Raw genomic sequence first — 1,382 nt, forward strand, 5'->3', positions numbered from 1 at the left:
GGCCGGGTCGATGACCAGGTGAAGGTTCGTGGTTTTCGGATTGAGTTGGGTGAGATCGAGGTTGCGCTGGTGGGGCATCCGGCGGTGCGTGGTGCGGCGGTGTTGGTGCAGGGGCAGGCGGGGTCGAGGCGGTTGGTGGCGTATGTCGTCTCGGATGGTGTGGTGGATTCGGGGGAGTTGCGGGCGTTTTTGGGTGAGCGGTTGCCGGGGCACATGGTGCCTGGGGTGTTCGTTCCGTTGGAGGTTCTGCCGTTGAGTCCGAACGGCAAGGTGGATCGTGGGGCGTTGGCTGCGTTGCCGTGGATGGATCATGCGGTGGACGGGCGGGATTTTGTGGCGCCGCGGTCGGAGGTGGAGGAGCGGCTGGCGGGGATTTGGGAGTCGGTGCTGGGCACGGGCCGGCCGGTGGGGGTGCACGATGATTTCTTTTCGCTGGGTGGGGACTCGATTCTGAGTCTGCAGGTGATTTTCCGGGCGAAGCAGTGTGGGTTGTTCTTCACGGTGAAGCAGCTTTTCGAGTTTCAGACGATTGCTGAGCTGGCTGGGGTGGTGGAGCGGCAGGATGCTGCGCTGGTGCGGGCGGAGCAGGGTCTGGTGTCGGGGAGTGTGGAGCTGACGCCTGTTCAGCGGTGGTTCTTCGAGCAGGAGTTGGTGGCTTCGCAGCATGTGAATCAGTCGGTGTTGACGGAGGTGGAGCCGGGTCTTTCGTCGGGGCAGTGGGAGCGGGTGGTGGGGTGTCTGCTGGAGCAGCATGACGGTCTGCGGACTCGTTTTTGGCGGGAGGGGGACGGGTGGCGGGCTGAGGTGGCCGGGGTGCCGGAGACGTTGCCGTGGCAGGTGCACGATCTGTCGTCGTGTCCGTCGGGTGAGTGGGAGGAGCGGCTGCGGGAGATTGCGGGGCGGGTGCAGGCGGGTTTGAGTCTGTCGGATGCGCCGTTGTTCCGTGCTGTGTTGTTCACGGGTGTGCCGGGGCGGGCGGACCGGTTGTTGTTGGTGGCGCACCATTTGGTGGTCGATGTGGTGTCGTGGCGGATTCTTCTGGAGGATCTGCAGGTTTTGGTGGGGCTGGTGCGGCAGGGGCGGGAGCCGGTTTTGCCGGCGAAGTCGAGTTCGTGGCAGCAGTGGGCGGGCCGTCTGTGTCAGGAGGCGCTGAGTGCGTCGACCGTGGAGGAGGTTTCGTACTGGGGTGAGCAGGCGGGGGCGGTGCGTGAGCTGCCGTTGGATGGTCGGGGGGTTGGGGGGAATACGGTCGGTGGCGGTCGGGTGTTCCGGGCGGTGCTGGGTGCGGGGGAGACGCGGGCGCTGTTGCGGGATGTGCCGGCGGTGTTCAACTCGCGTGTCAATGATGTGCTGTTGACGGGTGTGGCTGCTGCGGTCGGGGC

The 1,382-nt window shown here is 65.8% G+C and carries 1 protein-coding gene; it reads left to right on the forward strand.

What is annotated here, in order from left to right; genetic code table 11:
- Window positions 1-1,382: condensation domain-containing protein (locus ACNPQM_RS44110; RefSeq protein ID WP_418088410.1), on the forward strand; the 1,382-nt coding region annotated here is incomplete at both ends.

The organism is Streptomyces sp. NPDC056231 (assembly GCF_048270745.1).
Taxonomy (GTDB): domain Bacteria; phylum Actinomycetota; class Actinomycetes; order Streptomycetales; family Streptomycetaceae; genus Streptomyces.